The sequence below is a fragment of the Streptomyces sp. P5F9 genome (assembly GCF_057961495.1).
On sequence record NZ_JBXVPZ010000851.1, the window covers coordinates 1 to 1,818 of the forward strand.

Below are 1,818 nucleotides of genomic sequence, written 5' to 3' on the forward strand. Positions count from 1 at the left end.
CCCTGAGCACCCGCCGGAGCGCCTTCTGTGCTTCTCTGCGCACCCCCGGCCCCCCGAACCGGCCGCTCCCACCGCAACCGGGCCAACACGGACTCGGCAGACGGCGAGGCACCCTCCGGCAACCCGGCAAGCAAACCCAGCACCCGGTGCCGTACCTCCGGAGCCGCCGACCGATCCAGCCCAGGCCCCAGCGCGGACAAGGTCCGTTCCTTCGCGTCCCGCCCCCCGACCAGCCCCGACGTCCGGGTCGCCGTGAGCCACGCCTCCGCGAGCCGGGCCCAGCGCTGCGCGGCGGGCAGCTCCAGCCACTCGTCGAGGGCCGGGGTAGCCGCGTACCGTTCGTCGGCGTCACCGTCGGAGGCCAACAGCCCTGCCGCATAAGCGAGTTCGACCCAGAAGGCCGCGACGGGCTCCGCCACGTCCAGCGCGACGGCGGTCCGCTTCAGATCACGGACGCTGAGACCCCCCGCCCGCATCACCGTCGGCCCGCCCTCGTCCCAGTCCTTCAGCAGCTCCTCGACCGTCGCGAGCGCGGTGTACGCCTGCCCGGCCGCCGTCGTGTCCACAACCTGTGGACGGTGCGTCGCCTTCGCCTCGACCGCAGGCGCCAGCGGCTCCGTCTCGCGGTGCGCGCGCCCGGCCCGCAGGTGCAGGGCCACTTCACGCGGGAGTACGACCGTGCCGGGCGCGGTGGGCAGCAGCAGCCCCCGGTCGATGAGCCAGCGCAGCCGGGCCGCGGGCTCGGCGGTCACCTGGCCGTACGGCGGCCCCCAGACCAGCCGGTTCAGCACCTCCAGGGACTCCTCGGGGGCGCGGGCGAGCAGCGCCTTCATTCGCCGCCGGGCAGTGAACAGCTTGGTGAGCGAGGCCACCGCGGACACGGAATCATGGGTGGAGGGCAGCCCGGCGGCCGTGACGATCTCCTGAATACGCCCCGGCGACATCCCCGCCGTGGCCTCCGCGACCGTAGGCCCGAGGCCGGTCGGCGACGGATGCTGCGGCGACGGCGCCAGCAGCTCACGTGCCGTCCGCACCAGCCGCAGCCGGTCGTCGGCACCCCACACCAGCGCCTGCTCCCGCAGGGTCGCGAGGGCGCGCGGCAGCGCGTGCACGACGACGGCGTCGCGCGCGTCGCCTGCCATCAGACCAACCAACCCGTCGTACGACGCCGGGTCCGCCGCCACGGCCAGCGCCTCCGCCGTCTGTAGCGCGAAACGGTCCAGCCGCTCCAGCGCCCGGACGACCGACCCGCGCGTACCGGCCCGGGTCGCGAGCTGGGTGAGGTCGGTGGGCACGGGCGTGATGAGGTCGGGGCGGCTGCGCAGCAGCGCGGCCAGGGACGCGTCGTCCCTGGTTCGGAGTGCCTCCGCGAGCGAACGGGGCGGCGTGGCCGGGATGCTCATCCGACCCACGGTAGCGGGTACACCGGCCGGGCCGGTGCCGCCCGCCCGACAGTGACCGCCCGACGACGCCCCGCATCCGCGGCCGAGGGCACCCCGTGCGGGGGCCGCGATCGCCTCCGCACCGGCTGCCGAGAAGGCCCCGCTCCTCCACGGCGACCACCGTCTCCGGTCGGGGGTCCCGTGCGCGTACCCGGAGTTGCCCGCCTGCCGACGACCGCCCGACGACGCCCCGCATCCGCGGCCGAGGGCACCTGTGCGGGGGCGGCGATCGCTCGCGCCCTGGGCCGGTGACAGCCCGCGTGGGCGGCGACACCTTCTCACCGGCTGCCGAGAAGGCCCCGCTCCTCCACGGCGACCACCGTCTCCGGTCGGGGGTCCCGTGCGCGTACCCGGTGCTGCCCGCCTGCCGACGACC

General features: G+C 75.9%; 1 pseudogene. It reads right to left on the minus strand.

The window, feature by feature from the left end:
- Positions 1–1,403, minus strand: a pseudogene (locus AC31A1_RS50860) (DNA-binding protein); the annotation flags it as partial.
- Between the last annotated feature and the right edge of the window lie 415 nt (positions 1,404–1,818).